General features: G+C 51.2%; 20 protein-coding genes, 2 tRNA genes, 3 rRNA genes and 2 pseudogenes. 18 read left to right on the plus strand and 9 right to left on the minus strand.

All coding sequences use genetic code 11. From position 1 onward, the window contains the following. The first annotated feature begins 87 nt into the window (after positions 1-87). The 13 genes and pseudogenes from DQM57_RS08420 (at position 88) to DQM57_RS08485 (ending at position 13,132) form a co-directional block, all read left to right on the plus strand. A complete protein-coding gene (locus DQM57_RS08420; RefSeq protein WP_111727513.1) occupies positions 88-792 on the plus strand; it encodes a YggS family pyridoxal phosphate-dependent enzyme in 705 nt (234 codons plus the stop codon). Beyond that, positions 774-1,181: an RNA-binding protein gene (locus DQM57_RS08425; RefSeq protein ID WP_111727736.1), complete on the plus strand. Its 408-nt coding sequence runs from the start codon at positions 774-776 to the stop codon at positions 1,179-1,181. The genes DQM57_RS08420 and DQM57_RS08425 overlap by 19 nt, the downstream gene beginning before the upstream one ends. 49 nt (positions 1,182-1,230) lie before the next feature. Then, positions 1,231-2,022, plus strand: coding sequence for a pyrroline-5-carboxylate reductase (gene proC / locus DQM57_RS08430; protein WP_111727514.1), 792 nt, complete (start codon positions 1,231-1,233; stop codon positions 2,020-2,022). A gap of 142 nt (positions 2,023-2,164) precedes the next feature. Next, positions 2,165-2,581 (plus strand): RNA polymerase-binding protein DksA, encoded by a 417-nt coding sequence (dksA, locus tag DQM57_RS08435; RefSeq protein WP_111727515.1) that lies wholly within the window; start codon positions 2,165-2,167, stop codon positions 2,579-2,581. A 436-nt stretch (positions 2,582-3,017) separates the two neighbouring features. Continuing rightward, positions 3,018-4,558: ribosomal RNA gene (locus DQM57_RS08445) — 16S ribosomal RNA — on the plus strand. Between the two features lie 100 nt (positions 4,559-4,658). Further along, a tRNA-Ile gene (locus tag DQM57_RS08450) sits at positions 4,659-4,735 on the plus strand. A 5-nt stretch (positions 4,736-4,740) separates the two neighbouring features. Next, positions 4,741-4,816, plus strand: a tRNA-Ala gene (locus DQM57_RS08455). 345 nt (positions 4,817-5,161) lie between these two features. Further along, a 23S ribosomal RNA gene (locus DQM57_RS08460) occupies positions 5,162-8,053 on the plus strand. A 96-nt stretch (positions 8,054-8,149) separates the two neighbouring features. Continuing rightward, a 5S ribosomal RNA gene (gene rrf / locus DQM57_RS08465) occupies positions 8,150-8,263 on the plus strand. The 16S, 23S and 5S rRNA genes sit together here with 2 tRNA genes alongside, the layout of an rRNA operon. Positions 8,264-8,355: 92 nt before the next feature. Next, positions 8,356-8,744: pseudogene (locus DQM57_RS08470) on the plus strand (helix-hairpin-helix domain-containing protein). A 224-nt stretch (positions 8,745-8,968) separates the two neighbouring features. After that, a pseudogene (locus DQM57_RS08475) lies at positions 8,969-9,537 on the plus strand (IS1595 family transposase). 257 nt (positions 9,538-9,794) lie between these two features. Further along, entirely contained in the window at positions 9,795-10,916 is a 1,122-nt protein-coding gene (gene dnaJ, locus DQM57_RS08480; protein ID WP_003678346.1) for a molecular chaperone DnaJ, read from the plus strand. Between the two features lie 197 nt (positions 10,917-11,113). Then, entirely contained in the window at positions 11,114-13,132 is a 2,019-nt protein-coding gene (locus DQM57_RS08485; RefSeq protein WP_111727516.1) for an OPT family oligopeptide transporter, read from the plus strand. Positions 13,133-13,175: 43 nt separating this feature from the next. Here DQM57_RS08485 and rfbC read toward each other — a convergent pair whose 3' ends face one another. The 4 genes from rfbC to galE all read right to left on the minus strand — a co-directional run bounded on the left by rfbC (position 13,176) and on the right by galE (position 16,817). Then, positions 13,176-13,733, minus strand: coding sequence for a dTDP-4-dehydrorhamnose 3,5-epimerase (rfbC, locus tag DQM57_RS08490; protein ID WP_111727517.1), 558 nt, complete (start codon positions 13,731-13,733; stop codon positions 13,176-13,178). Between the two features lie 44 nt (positions 13,734-13,777). Next, a complete protein-coding gene (gene rfbA, locus DQM57_RS08495; RefSeq protein WP_111727518.1) occupies positions 13,778-14,644 on the minus strand; it encodes a glucose-1-phosphate thymidylyltransferase RfbA in 867 nt (288 codons plus the stop codon). Between the two features lie 73 nt (positions 14,645-14,717). Then, entirely contained in the window at positions 14,718-15,800 is a 1,083-nt protein-coding gene (gene rfbB / locus DQM57_RS08500) for a dTDP-glucose 4,6-dehydratase (protein WP_111727519.1), read from the minus strand. Beyond that, positions 15,801-16,817 (minus strand): UDP-glucose 4-epimerase GalE, encoded by a 1,017-nt coding sequence (galE, locus tag DQM57_RS08505; RefSeq protein WP_111727520.1) that lies wholly within the window; start codon positions 16,815-16,817, stop codon positions 15,801-15,803. A gap of 124 nt (positions 16,818-16,941) precedes the next feature. On the opposite strand from galE, the gene DQM57_RS08510 reads away from it, so the two are divergent. From DQM57_RS08510 to DQM57_RS08525, 4 genes are all read left to right on the plus strand, one after another. Beyond that, a complete protein-coding gene (locus DQM57_RS08510; RefSeq protein ID WP_111727737.1) occupies positions 16,942-19,215 on the plus strand; it encodes a Tex family protein in 2,274 nt (757 codons plus the stop codon). Between the two features lie 188 nt (positions 19,216-19,403). Further along, positions 19,404-19,745, plus strand: coding sequence for a hypothetical protein (locus DQM57_RS08515; RefSeq protein WP_111727521.1), 342 nt, complete (start codon positions 19,404-19,406; stop codon positions 19,743-19,745). Between the two features lie 176 nt (positions 19,746-19,921). Further along, on the plus strand, positions 19,922-21,136 hold the full coding sequence (gltS, locus tag DQM57_RS08520; RefSeq protein ID WP_107960859.1) for a sodium/glutamate symporter: 1,215 nt from the start codon (positions 19,922-19,924) through the stop codon (positions 21,134-21,136). A 99-nt stretch (positions 21,137-21,235) separates the two neighbouring features. Next, entirely contained in the window at positions 21,236-22,249 is a 1,014-nt protein-coding gene (locus tag DQM57_RS08525; protein ID WP_111727522.1) for a lysozyme inhibitor LprI family protein, read from the plus strand. Between the two features lie 179 nt (positions 22,250-22,428). Here DQM57_RS08525 and DQM57_RS08530 read toward each other — a convergent pair whose 3' ends face one another. Both DQM57_RS08530 and DQM57_RS09990 read right to left on the minus strand, forming a co-directional pair. Beyond that, a complete protein-coding gene (locus DQM57_RS08530; RefSeq protein ID WP_111727523.1) occupies positions 22,429-23,823 on the minus strand; it encodes an OmpP1/FadL family transporter in 1,395 nt (464 codons plus the stop codon). A gap of 78 nt (positions 23,824-23,901) precedes the next feature. Continuing rightward, positions 23,902-24,027, minus strand: coding sequence for a hypothetical protein (locus DQM57_RS09990; RefSeq protein WP_269460474.1), 126 nt, complete (start codon positions 24,025-24,027; stop codon positions 23,902-23,904). A 274-nt stretch (positions 24,028-24,301) separates the two neighbouring features. On the opposite strand from DQM57_RS09990, the gene DQM57_RS08540 reads away from it, so the two are divergent. Next, positions 24,302-24,811 carry a hypothetical protein gene (locus DQM57_RS08540; RefSeq protein WP_003677965.1) on the plus strand — a complete coding sequence of 170 codons (510 nt, stop codon included), beginning with the start codon at positions 24,302-24,304 and terminating at the stop codon, positions 24,809-24,811. Between the two features lie 51 nt (positions 24,812-24,862). Here the strand turns inward: DQM57_RS08540 and DQM57_RS09995 are convergent, their stop codons facing one another. The 3 genes from DQM57_RS09995 to DQM57_RS09700 are packed head-to-tail and all read right to left on the minus strand — an operon-like array spanning position 24,863 to position 26,003. Continuing rightward, a complete protein-coding gene (locus tag DQM57_RS09995) occupies positions 24,863-24,988 on the minus strand; it encodes a hypothetical protein (RefSeq protein WP_269460475.1) in 126 nt (41 codons plus the stop codon). After that, positions 24,985-25,827 (minus strand): GNAT family N-acetyltransferase, encoded by an 843-nt coding sequence (locus DQM57_RS08545; protein WP_111727525.1) that lies wholly within the window; start codon positions 25,825-25,827, stop codon positions 24,985-24,987. The genes DQM57_RS09995 and DQM57_RS08545 overlap by 4 nt, the downstream gene beginning before the upstream one ends. 32 nt (positions 25,828-25,859) lie before the next feature. Then, positions 25,860-26,003: a hypothetical protein gene (locus DQM57_RS09700; protein ID WP_159068921.1), complete on the minus strand. Its 144-nt coding sequence runs from the start codon at positions 26,001-26,003 to the stop codon at positions 25,860-25,862. Between the last annotated feature and the right edge of the window lie 9 nt (positions 26,004-26,012).

A 26,012-nucleotide genomic window follows, 5' to 3' on the forward strand; every position in this document is an offset into this window, starting at 1 on the left:
TGGTTGGAATGGTTCTAACAACCCTGATTCTACCGTCCTGACTGGAGGGGTTTCAACCGTTTAATCATTTTTAATAGGGGATAATCTATGACGGTGTTGCAACAGCGTTATCGGGAGGTGTCCGAACGTATCGGGAAATTGGTTCTGCAGGCGGGCAGGAAGCCGCATTCTGTCAGCCTGATTGCCGTCAGTAAGACTTTCCCTTCAGACGGCATCCGCGAAGTTTACGCTGCCGGACAGCGTGATTTTGGCGAGAACTATATTCAGGAGTGGTACGGTAAAACGGAAGAATTGGCGGATTTGACCGACATTGTGTGGCATGTTATCGGCGATGTGCAGTCCAATAAAACCAAATTTGTCGCCGAACGCGCGCATTGGGTGCATACCGTATGCCGTCTGAAAACCGCCCGCCGTTTGAGCGAACAGCGCCCTTCCTCAATGCCGCCTTTGCAGGTGTGTATCGAGGTGAATATTGCGGGCGAGGCGGCAAAGCACGGTGTTGCGCCCGAAGAAGCGGTCGCGCTTGCGGTGGAAGTGGCGAAGTTGCCGAATATCGTCGTACGCGGCTTGATGTGCGTCGCCAAAGCCGGCGGCAGTGAAGCGGAATTGAAGGCGCAATTTCAGACGATGCGGAAACTGCTTTCCGACCTCAATACGGCAGGCGTTAAGGCGGATGTGCTGTCTATGGGGATGTCGGACGATATGTCTGCCGCCATTGAGTGCGGTGCGACACATGTCCGTATCGGCAGCGCGATTTTCGGGAAAAGGAGCGGATTGGAATGCGCACAATAAAATATACTGCAATGGCGTTATTGCTTATGTTTACGGTAGCCGGCTGTCAGTTGGCGGGTTGGTATGAGTGTTCGTCCCTGTTTGGCTGGTGTAAGCCGAGAAAACCGGCCGCCATCGATTTTTGGGATATTGTCGGCGAGAGTCCGCCGTCTTTAGAGGACTACGAGATACCGCTTTCAGACGGCAATCGTTCCGTCAGGGCAAATGAATATGAATCCGCACGACAATCTTACTTTTACAGGAAAATAAGGAAGTTTAAAGCCTGCGGGTTGGATTGGCGTACGCGCGACAAACAGCCTTTAATCGAAACCTTCAGGCAAGAAGGATTTAACTGCTTGGAAAAGCAGGGATTGAAGCGAAACAGCCTGTCCGAGCGCGTCCGATGGTAAAAAAACTGGGAATGAATTTAGTAAGGTAATTTTGAATAGGGTAGAAATAATGAATGTTTATTTTCTCGGCGGCGGCAATATGGCGGCGGCCATCGCAGGCGGATTAGTCAAACAAGGGGGATACCGTATCCATATAGCCAATCGGGGTGCGGAAAAACGCGAACGTTTGGAAAAAGAGTTGGGGGTCGAAACTTCTGAAACCTTGCCAGAATTGCATTCGGGTGATGTTTTGATTCTTGCCGTCAAGCCGCAGGATATGGAAGCCGCGTGCAAAAATATCCGCACCAATGGTGCATTGGTGCTTTCTGTTGCAGCCGGATTGTCGGTCGATGCGCTCAGCCGTTACCTCGGGGGAACACGCCGCATTGTCCGGGTTATGCCGAATACACCCGGGAAAATAGGATTGGGCGTATCCGGTATGTATGCCGTTACGGAGGTATCGGAAACAGACCGTAAAATTGCCGATCAAATGATGAAATCTGTCGGTTTGACTGTTTGGTTGGATGATGAGGAAAAAATGCACGGCATTACCGGCATCAGCGGCAGCGGGCCGGCTTATGTGTTTTATCTGCTGGATGCTTTGCAGAATGCCGCTATCGGTCAGGGTTTTAATGCAGAAGAGGCTCGCGCACTCAGTTTGGCAACATTCAAAGGCGCAGTTTCTCTTGCGGAACAGACGGGGGAAGAGTTTGGGCAACTCCGCCAAAAGGTAACCTCGAAAGGCGGAACGACGCACGAAGCAATAGAAACATTCAACCGCCATCACGTTGTCGAAGCGATAGAAGAAGGCGTTTGTGCCTGTGTGCGCCGTTCACAGGAAATGGAACAGCAATATCAATAATGGAAAGAAAATAAAAACTTAAATTCAAAACATGTTATCATGCGCGTTCTTTAAAAACACATTATGCAATAACTTTTATAAAAATCAATAAAATAAAGCTATTTTATGCTTTGTTTTGCTATGGATCGAGAAGAGATACATTATGGCAAAGTTGACAGAACAAGATATTTTAAATTGGAACGGGCCTGAAGATGATTACATGAATGACGATCATTTGGCTTTTTTTCGCGAATTGCTGGTTAAAATGCAAGATGAACTCATAGAGAATGCATCTGTTACGACAGGACACCTCCAGGAACATGAATCAGCCCCCGATCCTGCCGACCGTGCTACGCAGGAGGAAGAGTATGCATTGGAACTTCGTACACGGGATAGGGAGCGTAAACTCCTTAGTAAAATACAGGCAACCATCCGCAATATAGATGAGGGTGATTATGGGTTCTGTGCTGATACAGGAGAGCCTATCGGTCTGAAACGGCTGATGGCGCGACCGACGGCCACTTTATCCGTAGAGGCGCAAGAGCGTCGGGAGAGAATGAAAAAACAGTTTGCTGACTAAATTTGTCTTTTGGTTATTTTCAAGCCACATGACAGAAAAAGGGAAGCAGATTAAGATGGAGGCAGGTAAATTTCGAGTCGGATGTGGTTTGTGGCGAAATAAAAAACCTTATCAGACAGCGAGATGGAGAAAATAATTAAAAAAAGGCAAGGTGAGGTATTGACCGTATACGTCTTCAAGCGTATAGTTCGGTTCTTCGCTGCTGACGAAGCGGCGGTAATGAAACGGAGAAGTATAGCACGGTTTGGTTTAAGCCGTATTGGATATTCCGATACTGTTGCGTACTTAATAGTTCAAACGCTCTTTAACAAAACAGATTACCGATAAGTGTGAGTGCCTTGAGCCTCACACTGTTTGAAAGACAGACAAGATGATGTTTTGAACATTGTCCTGTCGGTTTCTTTGAAGCAGACCAGAAGTTAAAAAGTTAGAGATTGAACATAAGAGTTTGATCCTGGCTCAGATTGAACGCTGGCGGCATGCTTTACACATGCAAGTCGGACGGCAGCACAGAGAAGCTTGCTTCTTGGGTGGCGAGTGGCGAACGGGTGAGTAACATATCGGAACGTACCGAGTAGTGGGGGATAACTGATCGAAAGATCAGCTAATACCGCATACGTCTTGAGAGGGAAAGCAGGGGACCTTCGGGCCTTGCGCTATTCGAGCGGCCGATATCTGATTAGCTAGTTGGTGGGGTAAAGGCCTACCAAGGCGACGATCAGTAGCGGGTCTGAGAGGATGATCCGCCACACTGGGACTGAGACACGGCCCAGACTCCTACGGGAGGCAGCAGTGGGGAATTTTGGACAATGGGCGCAAGCCTGATCCAGCCATGCCGCGTGTCTGAAGAAGGCCTTCGGGTTGTAAAGGACTTTTGTCAGGGAAGAAAAGGCTGTTGCTAATATCAGCGGCTGATGACGGTACCTGAAGAATAAGCACCGGCTAACTACGTGCCAGCAGCCGCGGTAATACGTAGGGTGCGAGCGTTAATCGGAATTACTGGGCGTAAAGCGAGCGCAGACGGTTACTTAAGCAGGATGTGAAATCCCCGGGCTCAACCTGGGAACTGCGTTCTGAACTGGGTGACTAGAGTGTGTCAGAGGGAGGTAGAATTCCACGTGTAGCAGTGAAATGCGTAGAGATGTGGAGGAATACCGATGGCGAAGGCAGCCTCCTGGGATAACACTGACGTTCATGCTCGAAAGCGTGGGTAGCAAACAGGATTAGATACCCTGGTAGTCCACGCCCTAAACGATGTCAATTAGCTGTTGGGCAACTTGATTGTTCAGTAGCGTAGCTAACGCGTGAAATTGACCGCCTGGGGAGTACGGTCGCAAGATTAAAACTCAAAGGAATTGACGGGGACCCGCACAAGCGGTGGATGATGTGGATTAATTCGATGCAACGCGAAGAACCTTACCTGGTCTTGACATGTACGGAATCCTCCAGAGACGGAGGAGTGCCTTCGGGAACCGTAACACAGGTGCTGCATGGCTGTCGTCAGCTCGTGTCGTGAGATGTTGGGTTAAGTCCCGCAACGAGCGCAACCCTTGTCATTAGTTGCCATCATTCAGTTGGGCACTCTAATGAGACTGCCGGTGACAAGCCGGAGGAAGGTGGGGATGACGTCAAGTCCTCATGGCCCTTATGACCAGGGCTTCACACGTCATACAATGGTCGGTACAGAGGGTAGCCAAGCCGCGAGGTGGAGCCAATCTCACAAAACCGATCGTAGTCCGGATTGCACTCTGCAACTCGAGTGCATGAAGTCGGAATCGCTAGTAATCGCAGGTCAGCATACTGCGGTGAATACGTTCCCGGGTCTTGTACACACCGCCCGTCACACCATGGGAGTGGGGGATACCAGAAGTAGGTAGGATAACCGCAAGGGGTCCGCTTACCACGGTATGCTTCATGACTGGGGTGAAGTCGTAACAAGGTAGCCGTAGGGGAACCTGCGGCTGGATCACCTCCTTTCTAGAGAAAGAAGAGGCTTTAGGCATTCACACTTATCGGTAAACTGAAAAGATGCGGAAGAAGCTTGAGTGAAGGCAAGGTTCGCTTAAGAAGAGAATCCGGGTTTGTAGCTCAGCTGGTTAGAGCACACGCTTGATAAGCGTGGGGTCGGAGGTTCAAGTCCTCCCAGACCCACCAATAACGGGGGCATAGCTCAGTTGGTAGAGCACCTGCTTTGCAAGCAGGGGGTCATCGGTTCGATCCCGTTTGCCTCCACCAAAACTTTACAAATGAAAGCAAGTTTGCTATTTTTAGCAGCTTATTTTGATTTGCGAAGTAGAATAACGACGCATCGATCTTTAACAAATTGGAAAGCCGAAATCAACAAACAAAGACAATGAGTTTGTTTTGATTTTTACCTTTTGCAAAGGGTAAAAATCTCTCGCGAGAGAAAAGAAAACAAACACAGTATTTGGGTGATGATTGTATCGACTTAATCCTGAAACACAAAAGGCAGGATTAAGACACAACAAAGCAGTAAGCTTTATCAAAGTAGAAATTTCAAGTTTGCTTCCCTAGTCAACGGGTAGGTAAACGAAGTCAAAGAAGTTCTTGAAATGATAGAGTCAAGTGAATAAGTGCATCAGGTGGATGCCTTGGCGATGATAGGCGACGAAGGACGTGTAAGCCTGCGAAAAGCGCGGGGGAGCTGGCAATAAAGCTATGATCCCGCGATGTCCGAATGGGGAAACCCACTGCATTCTGTGCAGTATCCTAAGTTGAATACATAGACTTAGAGAAGCGAACCCGGAGAACTGAACCATCTAAGTACCCGGAGGAAAAGAAATCAACCGAGATTCCGCAAGTAGTGGCGAGCGAACGCGGAGGAGCCTGTACGTGATAACTGTTGAGATAGAAGAACAAGCTGGGAAGCTTGACCATAGTGGGTGATAGTCCCGTATTCAAAATCACAACGGTGGTACTAAGCGTACGAAAAGTAGGGCGGGACACGTGAAATCCTGTCTGAATATGGGGGGACCATCCTCCAAGGCTAAATACTCATCATCGACCGATAGTGAACCAGTACCGTGAGGGAAAGGCGAAAAGAACCCCGGGAGGGGAGTGAAATAGAACCTGAAACCTGATGCATACAAACAGTGGGAGCACCCTAGTGGTGTGACTGCGTACCTTTTGTATAATGGGTCAACGACTTACATTCAGTAGCGAGCTTAACCGAATAGGGGAGGCGTAGGGAAACCGAGTCTTAATAGGGCGAATAGTTGCTGGGTGTAGACCCGAAACCGAGTGATCTATCCATGGCCAGGTTGAAGGTGCCGTAACAGGTACTGGAGGACCGAACCCACGCATGTTGCAAAATGCGGGGATGAGCTGTGGATAGGGGTGAAAGGCTAAACAAACTCGGAGATAGCTGGTTCTCCCCGAAAACTATTTAGGTAGTGCCTCGAGCAAGACACTGATGGGGGTAAAGCACTGTTATGGCTAGGGGGTTATTGCAACTTACCAACCCATGGCAAACTCAGAATACCATCAAGTGGTTCCTCGGGAGACAGACAGCGGGTGCTAACGTCCGTTGTCAAGAGGGAAACAACCCAGACCGCCAGCTAAGGTCCCAAATGATAGATTAAGTGGTAAACGAAGTGGGAAGGCATAGACAGCCAGGATGTTGGCTTAGAAGCAGCCATCATTTAAAGAAAGCGTAATAGCTCACTGGTCGAGTCGTCCTGCGCGGAAGATGTAACGGGGCTCAAATCTATAACCGAAGCTGCGGATGCCGGTTTACCGGCATGGTAGGGGAGCGTTCTGTAGGCCGATGAAGGTGCATTGTAAAGTGTGCTGGAGGTATCAGAAGTGCGAATGTTGACATGAGTAGCGATAAAGCGGGTGAAAAGCCCGCTCGCCGAAAGCCCAAGGTTTCCTACGCAACGTTCATCGGCGTAGGGTGAGTCGGCCCCTAAGGCGAGGCAGAAATGCGTAGTCGATGGGAAACAGGTTAATATTCCTGTACTTGATTCAAATGCGATGTGGGGACGGAGAAGGTTAGGTTAGCAAGCTGTTGGAATAGCTTGTTTAAGCCGGTAGGTGGAAGACTTAGGCAAATCCGGGTCTTCTTAACACCGAGAAGTGACGACGAGTGTCTACGGACACGAAGTAACCGATACCACGCTTCCAGGAAAAGCCACTAAGCTTCAGTTTGAATCGAACCGTACCGCAAACCGACACAGGTGGGCAGGATGAGAATTCTAAGGCGCTTGAGAGAACTCAGGAGAAGGAACTCGGCAAATTGATACCGTAACTTCGGGAGAAGGTATGCCCTCTAAGGTTAAGGACTTGCTCCGTAAGCCTAGGAGGGTCGCAGAGAATAGGTGGCTGCGACTGTTTATTAAAAACACAGCACTCTGCTAACACGAAAGTGGACGTATAGGGTGTGACGCCTGCCCGGTGCTGGAAGGTTAATTGAAGATGTGAGAGCATCGGATCGAAGCCCCAGTAAACGGCGGCCGTAACTATAACGGTCCTAAGGTAGCGAAATTCCTTGTCGGGTAAGTTCCGACCCGCACGAATGGCGTAACGATGGCCACACTGTCTCCTCCTGAGACTCAGCGAAGTTGAAGTGGTTGTGAAGATGCAATCTACCCGCTGCTAGACGGAAAGACCCCGTGAACCTTTACTGTAGCTTTGCATTGGACTTTGAAGTCACTTGTGTAGGATAGGTGGGAGGCTTAGAAGCAGAGACGCCAGTCTCTGTGGAGCCGTCCTTGAAATACCACCCTGGTGTCTTTGAGGTTCTAACCCAGACCCGTAATCCGGGTCGGGGACCGTGCATGGTAGGCAGTTTGACTGGGGCGGTCTCCTCCCAAAGAGTAACGGAGGAGTTCGAAGGTTACCTAGGTCCGGTCGGAAATCGGACTGATAGTGCAATGGCAAAAGGTAGCTTAACTGCGAGACCGACAAGTCGAGCAGGTGCGAAAGCAGGACATAGTGATCCGGTGGTTCTGTATGGAAGGGCCATCGCTCAACGGATAAAAGGTACTCCGGGGATAACAGGCTGATTCCGCCCAAGAGTTCATATCGACGGCGGAGTTTGGCACCTCGATGTCGGCTCATCACATCCTGGGGCTGTAGTCGGTCCCAAGGGTATGGCTGTTCGCCATTTAAAGTGGTACGTGAGCTGGGTTTAAAACGTCGTGAGACAGTTTGGTCCCTATCTGCAGTGGGCGTTGGAAGTTTGACGGGGGCTGCTCCTAGTACGAGAGGACCGGAGTGGACGAACCTCTGGTGTACCGGTTGTAACGCCAGTTGCATAGCCGGGTAGCTAAGTTCGGAAGAGATAAGCGCTGAAAGCATCTAAGCGCGAAACTCGCCTGAAGATGAGACTTCCCTTGTGGTTTAACCACACTAAAGAGTCGTTCGAGACCAGGACGTTGATAGGTGGGGTGTGGAAGCGCGGTAACGCGTGAAGCTAACCCATACTAATTGCTCGTGAGGCTTGACTCTATCATTTGAAGAACTTCAAGAGATAAAAGCTTACTGACTGATTCAGTCATCACCGAATATATTGATTAAGGCTTTACCGATTTGTAACAGTTTAAGTTTGGCGGCCATAGCGAGTTGGTCCCACGCCTTCCCATCCCGAACAGGACCGTGAAACGACTCAGCGCCGATGATAGTGTGGTTCTTCCATGCGAAAGTAGGTCACTGCCAAACACCCATTCAGAAAACCCCCGGATATCCGGGGGTTTTTGCTTTGCCAGGAAAAAATGTCGGGGATGGCGGGACGGTATCTGTGAGGTGTCCGGTTGGGTTTGTGGAGGGATACTTGAAATTTTGGGATATTCATTTTAAAATGACGTAATTTTATTATTTACCACACGTTGAAGGAAAAACTATGAAAAAAATGTTTGTATTGTTCTGTATGCTGTTCTCCTGCGCCTTCTCTTTTGCTGCGGTAAACGTCAATGCCGCTTCCCAGCAGGAATTGGAGGCGCTGCCGGGAATAGGTCCGGCGAAGGCAAAGGCCATTGTGGAATACCGTGCGCAAAACGGTGCGTTCAAGTCTGTGGACGAGTTGACGAAGGTTAAGGGTATCGGCCCTGCGGTGTTGGCGAAGCTGAAGGACCAGGCTTCTGTCGGTGCGCCTGCGGCTAAGGCCCCAGCCAAACCGGCTTTACCCGCAGCTAAAAAATAGGGCGGGAAGGAAATAAAAGGGTGTCAGATAAGATTCTGACGCCCTTTTTTCTGGGAATTTAGATTAATGTTTGAGGGATATTTGGGAACTTCCCTGTTTTTTAATATGGGAATTTGAAGTTTCATATTATTTTCATAAGGAAATAATTTATGTTTTCTTTTAGGAATCATCCTAAATAACTAGGGATATTTACATCTGAGTCAGAATTATCCCACGAGAGAAAGTTGCTAAGCCGATATAAGCAAAACAGGCTCATTGAACTATTTGTTACAGGCATCACAACCATAACAGCTATTCTGAGTGGATTGGCGTAAACAAAAATGCCTCCACCCATTATTTTCACTGTTTACGTCTACCTATCTATCAGAATAGTCCGTATTTGGAGATCTTCAACGGAGAAGTGATAGCCGATGAAAGCTATTTTGATAGACACTGTAAAGGCAAATGCAGTCGCGGATCAGCGGGGAAAGTCGCCGTAATCGTAATCGGGTTTTAAAGCGCGATGGTAAGATTTTCAGTGTTTCGGTACCAGCCGCTTATTGTTGCTGATTATCCTTTAACAGGTTAAGCCTGACAGCGTTATTTATATCGGCTGCTACCACGGTTATGACATATTGGATGTAAACGGATTTACCCGCTTCCACATCAATCACAGTATACATTTCCACAACGATAAAACCTTATTAACGGAATTTAGAATTTTTAGAAACCAAAATGTAAATTACGTAAGTTTAACGGCATTCCTCAAGATCATTTTGAGCTGTATTTGAAGGTATGTACAAATATCGTATGATGACCGTTTACTGGTTTTACATCAGCTAAATGAGCTTGTTTTTTGCCTCTTTCTTTTTTAACGGCTAGATAGGTTGGGGTGGAATAAAAATTTTGTCTTTTTAATTATTGGGTAGATAAAGACGTCGATATCCGATACATCCCCAACATAGTAGAAGGAGAAATGCCGTCTGAAAGACGGTTTTTGTTTTGGAAACCTTGTGTTTTATCCTGTTGCCCTTATTTTACTGGTAATTTTATTTTGAATTAGATGAAAAGATGAGTAATCAAGATTTTTACGCGACGTTGGGTGTAGCAAGAACAGCTACCGATGAAGAAATTAAAAAAGCCTACCGTAAATTGGCAATGAAGTATCATCCTGACCGTAATCCTGATAATAAAGAGGCGGAAGAGAAGTTTAAAGAAGTACAAAAGGCATATGAAACTTTGTCCGATAAAGAAAAGCGTGCTATGTATGACCAATATGGCCATGCAGCATTTGAAGGAGGAGGTCAAGGAGGATTTGGAGGGTTTGGCGGATTTGGCGGTGCTCAAGGTTTTGACTTTGGGGATATTTTCAGCCAAATGTTTGGAGGCGGTTCAGGGCGTGCCCAGCCTGATTATCAGGGTGAGGATGTTCAAGTCGGTATCGAAATCACGCTTGAAGAAGCAGCAAAAGGCGTGAAGAAACGCATCAATATTCCGACTTATGAAGCGTGCGATGTCTGCAACGGCAGCGGTGCGAAACCCGGGACATCCCCTGAAACCTGTCCGACTTGTAAAGGCTCGGGTACGGTGCACATCCAGCAGGCGATTTTCCGTATGCAACAGACTTGTCCGACTTGTCATGGTGCGGGTAAGCATATTAAAGACCCTTGTATTAAATGTCACGGGGAAGGACGGAATAAAACCGGCAAGGCTGTAGAAGTGAATATTCCTGCAGGCATAGATGACGGACAACGTATCCGTTTGAGCGGGGAAGGCGAGCCGGGAAGGCATGGTGCGCCTGCAGGCGATTTGTATGTAACGGTGCGTATCAGGGCCCATAAGATTTTCCAACGCGATGGTTTGGATTTGCATTGCGAACTGCCGATTAGTTTTGCCACAGCTGCTCTGGGCGGTGAGTTGGAAGTACCGACGTTGGACGGCAAGGTTAAGCTTACTATTCCAAAAGAAACCCAGACAGGCAGAAGGATGCGTGTGAAAGGTAAGGGTGTCAAATCATTGCGCAGTAGTGCAATCGGTGATTTGTACTGCCATATTGTTGTCGAAACGCCTGTTAATTTGACCGACCGTCAAAAAGAGCTTTTGGAAGAGTTTGAGCGGATTTCTACCGGGTTGGAAAATCAAACACCGCGTAAGAAATCGTTTTTAGACAAGCTGCGCGATTTGTTTGATTAGTTTTAAAGTTTGGAAACAAACAGCCGTATTGGGGCATCTCCCTGATACGGCTGTTTTATTGTCTGAAAATAGTTTTTTGTATTTTCAGGGGAATATGGGATACGGCTGTATAACTGTTTTTAACTGTTCTTTTTAAAACTTGACATTATGATGTGATGCCAACAATATGTGAAAGTCTGTTTTTTAAAGGAAGAGTAATGAGCAAATCTTTATCCGGTTCTGCTGAAGAATACCGCGAACTGACGCTCCGCGGCATGATACTCGGCGCATTGATTACCGTGATTTTTACTGCGTCTAACGTTTATCTCGGCTTGAAAGTCGGGTTGACCTTTGCATCGTCGATTCCCGCAGCAGTGATTTCGATGGCGGTTTTAAAGTTTTTCAAAGGCAGCAATATTTTGGAAAACAATATGGTGCAGACGCAGGCTTCTGCGGCGGGTACGCTTTCGAGCATTATTTTTGTTCTGCCCGGTTTGTTGATGGCGGGCTATTGGAGCGGTTTTCCGTTTTGGCAGACTGTGCTGTTATGTATGGCGGGCGGGATTTTGGGGGTGATTTTCACCATTCCGCTGCGTTACGCGATGGTGGTGAAAAGCGAGTTGCCTTATCCCGAAGGCGTGGCGGCGGCGGAGATTTTGAAAGTCGGCAGCCACGAGGAAGAGGAAGACCGTCAGGGCGGCAGCGGTATTAAAGAGCTGGCGGCAGGCGGCGCATTGGCAGGCTTTATGAGCTTTTGTTCCAATGGTTTGCGCGTGATTGCCGATAGTGCGAGTTATTGGTTCAAAAGCGGCACGGCGATTTTCCAACTGCCGATGGGTTTTTCAATGGCATTGTTGGGCGCGGGCTATTTGGTCGGATTGACGGGCGGTATCGCCATCCTGTTGGGCATTTCGATTGCGTGGGGTATTGCCGTTCCGTATTTCTCCTCACATATTCCCCAGCCTTCCGATATGGAAATGGCGGCATTCGCCATGAAACTATGGAAGGAAAAAGTACGCTTTATCGGCGCGGGAACCATCGGTATTGCCGCGGTTTGGACCTTATTGATGCTGATCAAGCCAATGGTGGAAGGCATGAAGATGTCGTTCAAGAGTTTTGGCAGCAGTGCACCCGCTACAGAACGCGCCGAACAGGATTTGTCGCCTAAAGCCATGATTTTCTGGGTATTGTCCATGATGCTTATTCTAGGCGTGTCGTTTTACCACTTTATCGGTGATTCGCACATTACGGGTGGTATGGCTTGGCTTTTAGTGGTCGTTTGCACGCTTCTGGCTTCCGTCATCGGCTTTTTGATCGCCGCCGCCTGCGGTTATATGGCGGGTTTGGTCGGCTCGTCTTCCAGCCCGATTTCCGGCGTGGGTATCGTTTCCATTGTTATCATTTCGCTGGTTTTATTGGTTGTAGGCGAATCAGGCGGTTTGATGGCGGATGAAGCCAACCGCAAATTCTTACTGGCGTTGACGCTTTTCTGCGGCTCGGCAGTAATCTGCGTGGCTTCGATTTCCAATGACAACCTGCAAGACTTGAAAACCGGCCACTTGCTCAAAGCCACGCCTTGGCGGCAGCAAGTCGCCCTGATTATCGGTTGTATCGTCGGTGCGCTGGTTATTTCACCCGTGTTGGAACTGCTTTACGAAGCCTACGGCTTTACCGGTGCAATGCCGCGCGAAGGCATGGATGCGGCGCAGGCTTTGGCAGCCCCTCAAGCGACTTTGATGGCGACCATTGCGTCGGGTATCTTCGCCCACAACCTTGAATGGGCGTACATCTTCACCGGCATCGCGATCGGCGCGGTGTTGATCGTCGTTGATTTGGTGTTGAAAAAATCGTCCGGCGGAAAACGCGCACTGCCTGTCCTCGCGGTCGGCATGGGCATCTACCTGCCGCCGTCCGTCACTATGCCTATCGTGATCGGCGCAGTGTTGGCGGCGGTGTTGAAACACATCATCGGTAAAAAAGCGGAAAACCGTGAAGGCCGTCTGAAAAACGCCGAGCGTATCGGAACCTTGTTCTCCGCCGGCCTGATTGTCGGTGAAAGCCTGATTGGTGTGATTATGGCGTTTATTATTGCCTTCTCCGTGACCAACGGCGGCTCGGATGCGCCGCTTGCGTTGAATCTGGAAAACTGGGATGCCGCCGCCTCATGGTTGGGTTTGGCGTTCTTCGTTACCGGGATGTTTTTCTTTGCACAGCGCGTACTGAAGGCGGGTAGGTAGCCTGTCGGAAAAAATGCCGTCTGAAACGTTCAGACGGCATTTTTTATCGGGAAAGCGTAAGGCGGAGCTTTTCGGCTTGTGCCCACGTTTTGCCGGCAAGGTCTTTGGGCGAAAGCAGCGGCGCGGTTTGAAGCGGCCAGTCTATGCCTATTGCCGGGTCGTTCCATATTAAAACCTGTTCGGCTTCCGGCTTGTAATAGTCCGTGCATTTGTAGGTAAGTTCGGCCGTGTTGCTCAAAACGTAAAAACCGTGTGCGAAGCCTTCGGGTATCCAAAGCTGGTATTGGTTTTGCGCCGACAGGGTTGCGCCTGTCCATTTGCCGAAAGTCGGCGAACCTTCTCGCATATCGACGGCCACGTCGAACACTTCGCCGACAACTACGCGTATGAGTTTGCCTTGTGTGTTTTCGGTTTGGTAGTGCAGGCCACGCAATACGCCTTTGCCGGATTTGGAATGGTTTTCCTGCACGAAGGTTCGATCGGCAATATTTTCTTTGAACCACCCGTCTCGGAAGGTTTCCATAAAAAAGCCGCGCCCGTCTTTGAAGACTTGCGGTTTTAAAAGTTTTACGTCGGGGAGTGCGGTGTCGATGATGTTCATGAATTTCTCTGTATGCCGTCTGAAGAAAGTGGTTCAGACGGCATTTATTTGCCGATCAGGTGCAGCAGGTATTGCCCGTAGGCGGTTTTTTCCAAATGTTTTGCTCGTGTTTCTACATCTTTTTTCGTCAGCCAACCGTTGCGCCAAGCGATTTCTTCCAGGCAGGCGATGTGCAGGTCTTGGATGTTTTGCACGGTTTGGACGAAGGAAGCAGCCTCGTGCAGGCTCTCATGGGTGCCGGTGTCCAACCATGCAAAACCGCGTCCTAAGATTTGGACGGATAATGAACCGTCTTCCAAATACATTTGGTTGAGGTCGGAAATTTCCAATTCGCCACGGGCGGACGGTTTGATTTGTTTGGCGAACTCGACGACGCGTTGATCGTAGAAGTACAAGCCGGTTACCGCCCAATCGGATTTGGGCTGTTGCGGTTTCTCTTCGATAGACAGGGCGTTGAAGTTTTCGTCAAATTCAACCACGCCGAAACGTTCGGGGTCTTTGACCTGATAACCGAATACGGTTGCGCCGTGGGTCTTGGCGGCGGCCTGTTTCAATGTTTGCGTAAACGATTGGCCGTAGAAAATATTGTCGCCCAAAACCAAGCAAACATTGTCGTTGCCGATAAATTCTTCGCCGATGATAAATGCCTGTGCCAAGCCGTCCGGGCTGGGTTGCACGGCATAACTGATGGAAATGCCGAAATCGCTGCCGTTGCCGAGCAGGCGTTTGAAAGAGGCGTTGTCTTCAGGCGTGGTAATGACCAAAATATCGCGGATTCCTGCCAGCATCAATACGGACAGGGGATAGTAAATCATGGGCTTGTCGTATACGGGCAGCAGCTGTTTGGATACGCCGCGCGTGATGGGGTAGAGGCGTGTGCCGCTGCCGCCGGCAAGGATAATGCCTTTCATGAGTTTTCTCCTGAGTAGTGTGTGTTTGCATGATTTTCAGACGGCCTAATATGGGAACAGGCCGTCTGAAAACTTATTTTCCAGTGCCTAAACGTTCCAAACGGTAGCTGCCGTTCAATACGTTTTGCCACCAGGTTTTGTTGTCCAAATACCATTGCACTGTTTTGCGGATGCCGGATTCGAATGTTTCCTGCGGTTCCCAGCCCAGCTTCTTGCCGATTTTGGCCGCATCAATGGCGTAGCGCGCGTCATGGCCGGGACGGTCTTGTACGAAAGTAATCAAGTCTTCGTAGCGCGCTACACCGGCCGGTTTTTCAGGAACAAGCTCTTCCAGCAGGGCGCAGATGGTTTTGACGACTTCAATATTGGCTTTTTCATTGTGGCCGCCGATATTGTAGGTTTCGCCGACAACACCTTCGGTAACAACCTGATACAGCGCGCGCGCGTGGTCTTCGACAAACAGCCAGTCGCGGATTTGCATCCCGTCGCCGTAAACGGGCAGCGGTTTGCCGTCAAGCGCGTTCAGAATCATCAAAGGGATGAGTTTTTCCGGGAAATGGTAAGGGCCGTAGTTGTTGGAGCAGTTGCTTACGATGGTCGGTAAACCGTAAGTACGCAACCATGCGCGGACGAGGTGGTCGCTGGACGCTTTAGAGGCAGAGTAGGGGCTGGACGGCGCGTATGGCGTGGTCTCAGTAAACAAATCGTCTGTGCCGTGCAAATCGCCATAGACTTCATCGGTAGAAATATGGTGGAAACGGAAGGCTTCGCGTTTTTCAGACGGCATTTGTTGCCAGTAGGCGCGGGCCGCTTCAAGCAGATTGAATGTGCCGACGATATTGGTTTGGATAAATTTGCCTGCCGAATCGATAGAGCGGTCGACATGGCTTTCCGCTGCCAAGTGCATCACGGCATCAGGCCGGTGTTGTGCGAATACGCGGTCGAGTTCTGCACGGTCGCAAATATCTACCTGCTCAAAAGCATAGCGAGGATTATTGGCTACCTCAGTCAAAGATTCCAAATTGCCGGCATAAGTCAGCTTATCGACATTGACGACAGAGTCTTGGGTGTTTTGGATAATATGACGGACAACGGCAGAACCGATAAAGCCCGCGCCACCGGTAACGAGGATGGTTTTTTTGTTTGCGGTTTGCATTTAATCCCCGTATCCGTTGGGGTTGCGGCTGACCCAACGCCACGAATCCTCCATCATTTGCGCAAGGCTGCGTTTGGTTTCCCAGCCTGTCTGTTGTTTGGTATAGGACGGATCGGCAAAGAAACAGGCAAGGTCGCCGGCACGACGGGGTTTGATTTGGTAAGGAATGCTCAAACCGGATGCGGCTTCAAAGGCACGGATGATTTCTAAGACGGAATAGGCGCGGCCCGAACCCAAGTTGAACAAATGTACGCCGGAAAGGCCGCCTTTTGCCTTCATTGCCGCGATATGCCCTTCTGCCAAGTCCATCACATGAATGTAGTCGCGCATACCGGTGCCGTCGGGTGTGGGGTAATCGCCACCGAATACCGACAGTTGTTCCAGTTTTCCGCCGGCGACCTGACAGATATAGGGCAAAAGGTTGTTAGGAATACCGTTGGGCTGTTCCCCGATCAGACCGCTTTCGTGTGCGCCGATCGGATTGAAATAGCGCAACAGGATGACGCTCCAGCGCGGGTCGGCTTTTTGGATGTCGGTTAAAATCCGCTCCGCCATCGACTTGGACGCACCGTAAGGATTGGTCGTGTCGCCCGGGCGAAGGTTTTCGGTATAAGGTGTTTTGTCGGGATTACCGTAAACGGTTGCCGACGAGCTGAATACGATTTTCAACACGCCTGCACGCGCCATTTCTTCCGCCAGCACCAGGCTGCCGTAAACATTATTGCTGTAATATTTCATCGGCTCGGCAACGCTTTCCCCCACAGCCTTCAAACCGGCAAAATGGATGACGGATTCGATTTCATGTTCCGAAAAAATCTGTCTCAAAACCTGACGGTCGCGGATATCACCCTGATAAAACGGTATGTTTCTGCCGGTAATGTGTTGCAATCGCGGAAGGACGGCGGCAGAAGAATTGCACAGATTGTCCAGAATCACAACATCGTAACCGGATTGGACGAGTGAGACGGCGGTGTGCGAACCGATAAAGCCGGTGCCGCCGGTAATCAGTACAGTCATAGTATTCCTTATCAGGGCATGTTGTCTTGAATCAAGTATATCAGTATTATCTTTTGCTTTTCCAAATGATTATCTTATGTTGTGCCGTCCTGTCGATTGTTTGGACGGCATTATGGAGGAATGCATGAACATCACCCAAATCCTCTCCCAAGAACTCTCCGCCACCGCAGCGCAAATCACCGCCGCTATCGAGCTTTTAGACGACGGCGCGACAGTGCCGTTTATCGCCCGCTACCGCAAGGAAGCCACGGGCGGACTGGACGACACGCAGTTGCGCCAGCTTGCCGAGCGGCTGCAATATCTGCGTGAGTTGGAAGAGCGCAAAGCCGTTGTGTTAAAAAGCATTGAAGAGCAAGGCAAGCTTTCAGACGACCTCAGGGCGCAAATCGAAGCCGCCGACAACAAAACCGCGCTGGAAGACCTGTATCTGCCCTACAAGCCCAAACGCCGCACCAAAGCGCAAATCGCGCGCGAACACGGTTTGCAGCCGCTGGCGGACGTGTTGCTTGCCGAGCAGCCGCAGGACGTGGAAGCCACCGCGCAAGGCTACCTGAACGAAAATGTTCCCGACGCCAAAGCCGCGTTGGACGGCGCGCGCGCGATTCTGATGGAGCAGTTTGCTGAAGACGCGGAACTCATCGGCACGCTGCGCGACAAGCTGTGGAACGAAGCCGAAATCCACGCGCAAGTCGTTGAAGGCAAAGAAACCGAAGGCGAAAAATTCAGCGATTATTTCGACCACCGCGAACCCGTCCGCGCCATGCCCAGCCACCGCGCGCTGGCGGTTTTGCGCGGCCGCAACGAAGGCGTGTTGAACATTGCGCTCAAATACCAACTCGACGACACGCCGATTACGCAGCAAAGCGAATATGAGCAAATCATCGCCCGTCGTTTCAAGGTTTCAGACGGCCACAAATGGTTGCGCGACACCGTGCGCCTGACTTGGCGCGCAAAAATCTTTTTGTCGTTGGAACTTGAAGCGTTGAACCGCTTGAAAGAAGCCGCCGACACTGACGCGATTACCGTGTTCGCCCGCAATCTCAAAGACTTGCTGCTCGCCGCCCCTGCCGGACGGCTGACCACGCTGGGTCTCGACCCCGGCTACCGCAACGGCGTGAAATGCGCCGTGGTGGACGACACGGGCAAGCTGCTCGATACCGTCATCGTCTATTTGCATCAAGAAAACAATATGTTGGCAACGCTGTCGAGCCTGATTAAACAACACGGCGTGAAGCTCATCGCCATCGGCAACGGCACCGCCAGCCGCGAAACCGACAAAATCGCGGGTGAACTGGTGCGCGGAATGCCCGAAATGGGGCTGCACAAAATCGTCGTTTCCGAAGCCGGCGCGTCGATTTATTCCGCGTCCGAACTGGCGGCGCGCGAGTTCCCCGATTTGGACGTTTCCCTGCGCGGCGCAGTGTCCATCGCCCGCAGGCTGCAAGACCCGCTCGCCGAGTTGGTCAAAATCGATCCCAAATCCATCGGCGTGGGCCAGTATCAGCACGACGTGAACCAAAGCCAGCTCGCCAAATCGCTGGACGCGGTGGTCGAAGACTGCGTGAACGCCGTCGGCGTGGACGTGAACACCGCCTCCGCCCCGCTCTTGGCGCGGATTTCCGGTTTGAATCAAACTCTTGCCCAAAACATCGTCGCCTACCGCGATGAAAACGGCGCGTTCGACAGCCGCAAAAAATTGCTGAAAGTGCCGCGCTTGGGCGAAAAAACCTTCGAGCAGGCAGCGGGCTTTTTGCGGATTAACGGCGGAAAAGAGCCGCTGGACGCGAGCGCCGTCCACCCCGAAGCCTATCCTATCGTCGCCAAAATGCTGGCGCAACAAGGCATTACCGCCGCCGAACTCATCGGCAACCGCGAGCGCGTGAAGCAAATCAAAGCGTCCGACTTCACCGACGAACGCTTCGGTCTGCCGACCATTCTGGACATCCTGTCCGAGCTGGAAAAACCCGGCCGCGACCCACGCGGCGAGTTTCAGACGGCCTCCTTCGCCGAAGGCATCCACGAAATCAGCGACTTGCAAGTCGGCATGATACTCGAAGGCGTGGTCTCCAACGTCGCCAACTTCGGCGCGTTCGTGGACATCGGCGTCCATCAGGACGGCTTGGTGCACATCTCCGCCCTGTCCAACAAGTTTGTCCAAGACCCGCGTGAAGTCGTGAAAGCCGGCGACGTGGTGAAAGTGAAAGTACTGGAAGTCGATGCTGCGCGTAAACGCATCGCGTTGACCATGCGTTTGGATGACGAACCGGGCAGCGCTGCCAAAGGCAACAGGCCGTCTGAAACCCGACATCAGGAACGCCGCGACCGCAAACCCCAACGCAACGACCGCGCCCCGACCAATTCGGCAATGGCGGATGCGTTTGCGAAGTTGAAGCGGTAAAAAGTAAGGCGGGCTTCCGGCCCGCTGTTTTTATATCGGATTTGAAATAGGGCTATTTTAAAAGCGGAGCTCATAAGCACCCGATTTACGCTTTTCAGACGGCATTTTGCGGTGTTGTGGCATGGATATGCAGACAGGCGTATAGTTTCGGTATGATTAAACCGTTATACAAATAAGGAGTCCGAACCATGAAGAAATTGATGTTTGCCGCGTTGATGTCCTGTTTTTCGGTTTCTGCGTTTGCGGCGTGTTCCGACAGCCAGCAGCAGTGCGTGATTTATAAAAACGGCAACGTCGCGGCAGAGGGCGGCTGTACGGTCAGTAAGTGCCAAAGTGCCGATGCGCAAGTGTTGAAATGGAAGCTGAAAAACGGCAAAGGCGTAACTGTGGAAATCGGAAAAAACGGCAAAGTTTCGGTGAACAAGAAACCGGGTGCGAAAGCGGCCAACAGCAACGCGTCCGGAATGGGTTTGACATGTTATGCCGCAGATGCGGACAAGCAAGAACAATTTTGTTCGACCAATTATTGAACAGGTGCGAATGCCCGATGCCGTCTGAACGGAGTTTCAGACGGCATTTTGTTTGTAAAAAATAGTTGTAAAAAAACGGCGATTCTTTGACAAGCCTTAACTATTCCCCTAATATCTTCGCGCCTGCGTCCCCTTCGGGCGGACATGAAGAAAAACATTTTAGGAGGTCAAACGATATGGAATGGGAGTTTAACAGCTATTACACGCTGATTGCCGCTACCCTGGTCTTGTTGGTGGGTAAATTTTTAGTCAAAAAAATCAAGTTGTTGAGGGATTTTAATATTCCCGAGCCTGTGGCAGGTGGTCTGATTGCCGCGATTATTCTGTTTGTGTTGCATCAGTTGTATGGCGTGAGCTTCAAATTTGAGAAGCCGCTGCAAGATGCGTTTATGCTGATTTTCTTTACTTCTATCGGTTTGAGTGCAGATTTCTCGCGCCTGAAGGCCGGTGGTTTGCCGCTGGTAATTTTCACCGCCGTGGTAGGCGCATTCATTGTTGTGCAAAACTTCGTCGGGGTCGGCCTGGCTACGGCTTTGGGTTTGGATCCGCTGATCGGCCTGATTACCGGTTCGATTACGTTGACGGGCGGACACGGTACGGCAGGTGCATGGGGACCTGATTTTGAAGCTAAATACGGCTTGGTCGGTGCAACCGGTTTGGGTATGGCTTCTGCAACCTTCGGCCTGGTGTTCGGCGGTCTGATCGGCGGACCAGTTGCCCGCCGCCTGATTAATAAAATGGGCCGCAAACCGGTTGAAAACACAAAACAGGCTCAGGACGACAATATGGACGATGTGTTCGAGCAGGCAAAACGTACCCGTCTGATTACGGCGGAATCTGCTGTTGAAACGCTTGCCATGTTTGCCGCGTGTCTGGCATTTGCCGAGATTGTGGACGGCTTCGACAAAGAATATCTGTTCGACCTGCCCAAATTCGTATGGTGTCTGTTTGCAGGCGTAGTCATCCGCAATGTTTTGACCGCCGCATTCAAGGTCAATATGTTTGACCGCGCAATCGATGTGTTCGGCAATGCTTCGCTTTCGCTTTTCTTGGCAATGGCGCTGTTGAACTTGAAACTGTGGGAGCTGACCGGTTTGGCCGGGCCTGTAACCGTGATTCTTGCCGTACAAACCGTTGTGATGATTCTGTATGCGACTTTTGCAACCTATGTCTTCATGGGGCGCGACTATGATGCGGCGGTATTGGCTGCCGGTCACTGTGGTTTCGGTTTGGGTGCAACGCCCACTGCGGTGGCAAATATGCAGTCCATCACGCATACTTTCGGTCCTTCCCATAAGGCTTTTTTGATTGTGCCTATGGTCGGTGCGTTCTTCGTCGATTTGATTAATGCCGCGATTCTCACCGGTTTTGTGAATTTCTTTAAAGGCTGATTTTTCCGCTTTTCTGACAAAGCACCTGCAAGGTTTACCGCCTGCAGGTGCTTTTGCTATGATAGCCGCCATCGGTTACGGATATTGCAAAGGAAAACCATGTACCGCAAATTTGCCCTGCTGCCGTTTGCCCTGCTGCTTGCGGCGTGCGGTAAGGAAGAGCCGTCGGGGGCGTTGGAATGCGCCAATCCTGCCGTGCTGCAGGATATACGCGGCAGTATTCAGGAAACGCTCAAACAGGAAGCACGTTCCTTCGCGCGCGATGACGTCCGGCAGTTTGTCGATGCCGACAAAATTATCGCCGCTGCCTACGATTTGGCGTTTTCTTTGGAACACGCTTCGGAAACACGGGAAGGCAGCCGCACATTCTGTATTGCCGATTTGAACATTACCGTGCCGTCTGAAACGCTTGCCGATGCCAAGGCCAACAGCCCCCTGTTGTACGGGGAAACCGCTTTGTCGGATATTGTGCAGCAGAAGACGGGCGGCAATGTCGAGTTTAAAGATGGCGTATTGACGGCAGCCGTCCGCTTCCTGCCCGCCAAAGACGCTCAGACGGTATTTGTCGATAATACGGTCGGCATGGCGGCACAAACCCTGTCTGCCGCATTGCTGCCTTACGGCGTGAAGAGCATCGTCATGATAGATGGCAAGGCGGTCAGGAAAGAAGACGCGGTCAGGATTTTGAGCGGTAAAGCTCATGAAGCGCCGTCTAAACCCACGCCCGAAGACATTTTGGAACATAATGCCGCCGGAGGGGATGCAGACGTACCCCAAGCCGGAGAAGACGCGCCCGAACCGGAAATCCTGCATCCCGACGACAGCGAGCGTGCCAATACCGTTACCGTATCACGGGGCGAAGTGGAAGAGGCGCGCGTACAAAACCAGCGTGCGGAATCCGAAATTACCAAACTTTGGGGAGAACTCGATACCGACGTGCAAAAAGAGTTGGTTGGAGAACAGCGCAAGTGGGCGCAGGAAAAAATCAGCAACTGCCGACAAGCCGCTGCACAGGCAGACCGGCAGGAATACGCCGAATACCTCAAGCTGCAATGCGAAACGCGCATGACACGTGAACGGATACAGTATCTTCGCGGCTACTCCATTGATTAGGGTGATGAAGCAAACCATATCTGAACGCAGGATTCAGCCGAAACCGCCCGAAAAGGATTTGTCGGGGAACGGGTAGAGGTCGGATGCCGGACTGTTCGGCGGATAAAGGCAGCTTGATAAAAATGCCGTCTGAAACGGAAGCGTTCAGACGGCATTGTTACATTCAGACGGCGAGCCGTTTATTTGAATTTGTAGGTGTATTGCAGGCCGATGATGTCGGCTTTGTTTCTGAAATGTGCGGAAGACGCGCCTTTGCTGTCTACATCGCTGCCGCTTGCTTTCGCCGTGCGGTAGCTGGTGTCGTTGATGTGGATGTGGGTGTAGGCGGCATCGACGACGTGGTTTTTACCGATATTGTATTTCATGCCGGCGGAGAACCAGATGCGGTTGCCGTCGGGCAGGCTGTTCATGCGGTAGTCGGCATTTTTGACGGGCGATTTGTCAAAAGCGATACCGGCGCGCAGTTGCAGCGGTTCGCTGATTTGATAAGAACCGCCGAATCCGACTTTGTAGGTGTTGCGCCAGTTGGGGGTGATGGTGGTGCGGTCGGATTTGCCTCTGATGACGGCTTTTTCGTTTTCAAAAACCAGCTCCGCCTTATTGAAGCGGCTGTGGCGCGTCCAAGTTACGTCGCCGAACAGGTCGGTTTTATCAGACACTTTGTACATGCCGTGTACGGACAAAGACTCAGGCGTTACGATTTTGACGCTGGCTTTTTCATTCGGTACATAACCGCGCGCCTCCAATAATTTTGCTGCCCATGCCTGTTTCGCCATTGCACCGTCTGCCGCCCATTCGGCAGTGCCTTCGAGCGTGTGTGAAACTTTGGAACGGTAGTTCACGCCCACGCGCGCGCGGTCGTTGACGTCCCACATCCACGCCAGTTGGTAGCCGAAGCCCCAATCGCTGCCTTTAACATCGGCGTGTCCGTCGGCCTGAATGGCGGCTGCACCGGCGGGATTGGACGGTGTTGCTTTCAGCATTGCTGCTTTTTGCTGGATACCCCAGTCGGCATATTTGCGCAGTTCGGCGGAAGTATGTTGGGCGATGATGCCTGCACCGAAGGAATGACGGTCGTTGAGTTTCCATGCGGCGACAGGTTCGACGGCGATGCTGGTCAGACCGAGTTTGTTGATGTTGTGGCGTAACACGGAATCTTTTTCGTATTCGGTGGCGGAGCCGAAGGGGACGTACACGCCCAAGCCCACGGTCAGGTCGTCGGTGGCTTTGTATGCGCCGTAGATGTGGGGCGCAACCGTGGTTTTGGTGATTTTGCCGCTTTTCGAACCTTGGACGGGAAGCTCGGTAAAGTCGGTGGCGGAATCCGCTTTATAACGGATGCTGGGTAACACGATATTGGCGTTGACGGAAATCTGGCTGCTGTCGAGTTTGGTCAGGCCGGCAGGGTTGTAGAAGATGGTCGATGCGTCGGCGGCTTCTGCGGCGGCGGCATTCGCCGTGCTTTGCGCGTTGACCGACTGTGTGCCGAAGTGGTAGCCGGATGCGTGGACGGATGCGGCGGCAAAGGCAGTGCCGAGCAGTAGGACGGTTTTTTTCAGTGTGGAAGGGGTCATTTCAGTTTCCGTAAAAAGGGCAGACAAATAAAAAAGGCAGTTAAATGCCTTGTTTCTCTTTAGTATAGACACTCAATTCTATACCACGTTGCCGAATTTGCACAATTCTTTCGGCTTCGCCGAAGCGTGCCGATCGGGTTGGTTTGCTGCGGAGGGCAAATAAGATGCCGTCTGAAACCCGGAGGCATCGGTTTCAGACGGCATGGTGTACGGCTTGGATTATCGGGTGCGCAATGTTTCGGCGGCGAGTCGGGTTCGGTCGGTTTGCGTTGTCCGTATGGAATTTCCCTCAGTTCGGAATCTTATGGTTTGATTTTAAAAATGGTTTAAATAGGCGGACTGATGTTTTACCTGTATCGGTGCCGGTGTGGTGCGGCATGATGGTTCAAGCTGAATTTGTTCAAGCTGAATTTATTTTTGTTCGGCGGCCTGCACGGTCGGGTAAAATAAAGTTTTGAACAGCTGGACGGATGAAAAGATGTGGCGGCTTTTGAGTGCTTTGCCGATAGGCGTGGTATTGGCGGATTTGGTGTACGGTTTTGTATTGAATGTGCTGCAGGGTTTGGATTTGCAGCGTGCCGTGCCGGATTCTGAAGGCGTATTGGCCGTTACCCCCGATATTGCGTTCAACAGTTTGCAGATTGTTGCAAACGGAGGTATGTCGGCGGTGGTCGGCTTCGGGTTGGTGGTTTTGTTTTTGCTCAACCGTTCGGTGTTGCGGCGGCAGGTTTTGGAAATCGGAATATTCCGGACGTTGGGTTTGGTGGCGGTTTTGGCGTTTAGCGTGCCTTCGGTGTGGGAGTGGGCAAACGCGCTGTTGTCGCTGATGCGTGGCGTTGATGTGGTCAATACGGGTAATGTGCGCTATGTCCTGACGGCTTTGTGTATGCCGTGGCTGGCGGTGTTGTGCGTGGTCAGACTGTTTGGCTGGTATAGGCTGCAGACAGTTTCGGTCAGGGCTGCAAAGGCAGGCAACGTTGAAAAATAGAATGCATATTGTGAAATGCCGTCTGAAGCATCGGGGTTCAGACGGCATTTTTTAACGGCTGTGCCGGGTTTCGATACCGGTTTTGATTTCGCCGTAAATCCGGCTGCCGCCTTGTCCGGAAAAGGTGGTGCAGGCGGCAAGGGGCAACAGGGTGCAGATGAGGAGGAGCGTTTTCATTTTGGGTCGCAACGGAAGTGGTAGGCGCAGATTTCAAAACCGTTTTTGAAATACAGGCGGTGCGCGTCGGTACGGTCGTGGTTGACGTGGACGTTAAGGTGGATTTTGGTAACCCCTGTTTCCGCACCGATTTTCCGGACTTCTTCCAGCAGGCGCGAAGCATAACCTTTGCGGCGACTTTGCGGCAGGGTAACGATGTCGTCGATATGGATATGTCGGCCGCTGGCGAGGTTGCAGGCTTCGTGGAAACCGCAGACGGCGACGGCATTGTGTTTGCCTTCTTCAAAAATACCCAGCAGGCGGTAGCCGGCGGGACGTTGGATTTTGTTGATCTGTTCTGTAAAACGGTTGATGTCGGTCAGCATGGAGCGCAGCACGCTTAAGGCGGCAAAGGCGGTGGACGTGTCTTCCACACCGATTTCGCGCAAGGTGTAGGCTGCAACTGCGGCGGCGGTTTCCCGTGCTTTTTCGGCAGAATGTTTTTCTTCGATTGCTTGTGCCAACGGGATGTGTCCGGCTGCGGCTTCGTCTGCTTTTCCGTGTTCGCGTTCTTCGAGCAGTGCCTTGCAGTCGATAACGCGCAGGTCGTTGTCGGCGGCAAAGTCCATCAGGAAGCGGAACATCTGGGGATTGTCGGTTTCCAGTTTTTTATCGACGGCGACGCAGCGGATGTTGTCCACCAGCATGGGGCGCACCCATTTCGAATAGGAAAGCCTGTTGTCTTTGGTAAACGAGGACAGGATGCCGCACAGGCGTTCTGCCCAGTCGCTGGGACGGAAAATCTTGCCGGAACTCGTCGTACCGTGGATGACTACCTCGTAAGGGTTGCAGACTAACATGGCGGTTTCCTGAAAAGAAATGTCTGACGAGATTATACCTTATGCTTATGCGGGCGTGTTTGGATATGCCGTCTGAAAACCGTTTGATGTGCACGGTTGAAACTTTGCGGCGGCAAATGTGCGATAATACGCGGCGTATTGCCGCTTTCGGAAACACTCGGGCGGTGTGGACGCATAACCGGATG

The organism is Neisseria cinerea, from assembly GCF_900475315.1.
GTDB classification, from domain to species: domain Bacteria; phylum Pseudomonadota; class Gammaproteobacteria; order Burkholderiales; family Neisseriaceae; genus Neisseria; species Neisseria cinerea.

What these genes read in the sequence shown, in the direction of transcription:
- DQM57_RS09990 (WP_269460474.1), bottom strand. Translation starts at nt 24,027, where the DNA reads ATGCCGTCTGAAACCGATGCCTCCGGGTTTCAGACGGCATCTTATTTG.
- DQM57_RS08525 (WP_111727522.1), top strand. Translation starts at nt 21,236, where the DNA reads ATGTACCGCAAATTTGCCCTGCTGCCGTTTGCCCTGCTGCTTGCGGCG.
- rfbA (WP_111727518.1), bottom strand. Translation starts at nt 14,644, where the DNA reads ATGAAAGGCATTATCCTTGCCGGCGGCAGCGGCACACGCCTCTACCCC.
- DQM57_RS08485 (WP_111727516.1), top strand. Translation starts at nt 11,114, where the DNA reads ATGAGCAAATCTTTATCCGGTTCTGCTGAAGAATACCGCGAACTGACG.
- DQM57_RS09700 (WP_159068921.1), bottom strand. Translation starts at nt 26,003, where the DNA reads ATGCGTCCACACCGCCCGAGTGTTTCCGAAAGCGGCAATACGCCGCGT.
- DQM57_RS08545 (WP_111727525.1), bottom strand. Translation starts at nt 25,827, where the DNA reads ATGTTAGTCTGCAACCCTTACGAGGTAGTCATCCACGGTACGACGAGT.
- dksA (WP_111727515.1), top strand. Translation starts at nt 2,165, where the DNA reads ATGGCAAAGTTGACAGAACAAGATATTTTAAATTGGAACGGGCCTGAA.
- gltS (WP_107960859.1), top strand. Translation starts at nt 19,922, where the DNA reads ATGGAATGGGAGTTTAACAGCTATTACACGCTGATTGCCGCTACCCTG.
- rfbC (WP_111727517.1), bottom strand. Translation starts at nt 13,733, where the DNA reads ATGAACATCATCGACACCGCACTCCCCGACGTAAAACTTTTAAAACCG.
- DQM57_RS08540 (WP_003677965.1), top strand. Translation starts at nt 24,302, where the DNA reads ATGTGGCGGCTTTTGAGTGCTTTGCCGATAGGCGTGGTATTGGCGGAT.
- DQM57_RS08515 (WP_111727521.1), top strand. Translation starts at nt 19,404, where the DNA reads ATGAAGAAATTGATGTTTGCCGCGTTGATGTCCTGTTTTTCGGTTTCT.
- DQM57_RS09995 (WP_269460475.1), bottom strand. Translation starts at nt 24,988, where the DNA reads ATGAAAACGCTCCTCCTCATCTGCACCCTGTTGCCCCTTGCCGCCTGC.
- DQM57_RS08510 (WP_111727737.1), top strand. Translation starts at nt 16,942, where the DNA reads ATGAACATCACCCAAATCCTCTCCCAAGAACTCTCCGCCACCGCAGCG.
- proC (WP_111727514.1), top strand. Translation starts at nt 1,231, where the DNA reads ATGAATGTTTATTTTCTCGGCGGCGGCAATATGGCGGCGGCCATCGCA.
- rfbB (WP_111727519.1), bottom strand. Translation starts at nt 15,800, where the DNA reads ATGCAAACCGCAAACAAAAAAACCATCCTCGTTACCGGTGGCGCGGGC.
- dnaJ (WP_003678346.1), top strand. Translation starts at nt 9,795, where the DNA reads ATGAGTAATCAAGATTTTTACGCGACGTTGGGTGTAGCAAGAACAGCT.
- galE (WP_111727520.1), bottom strand. Translation starts at nt 16,817, where the DNA reads ATGACTGTACTGATTACCGGCGGCACCGGCTTTATCGGTTCGCACACC.
- DQM57_RS08420 (WP_111727513.1), top strand. Translation starts at nt 88, where the DNA reads ATGACGGTGTTGCAACAGCGTTATCGGGAGGTGTCCGAACGTATCGGG.
- DQM57_RS08530 (WP_111727523.1), bottom strand. Translation starts at nt 23,823, where the DNA reads ATGACCCCTTCCACACTGAAAAAAACCGTCCTACTGCTCGGCACTGCC.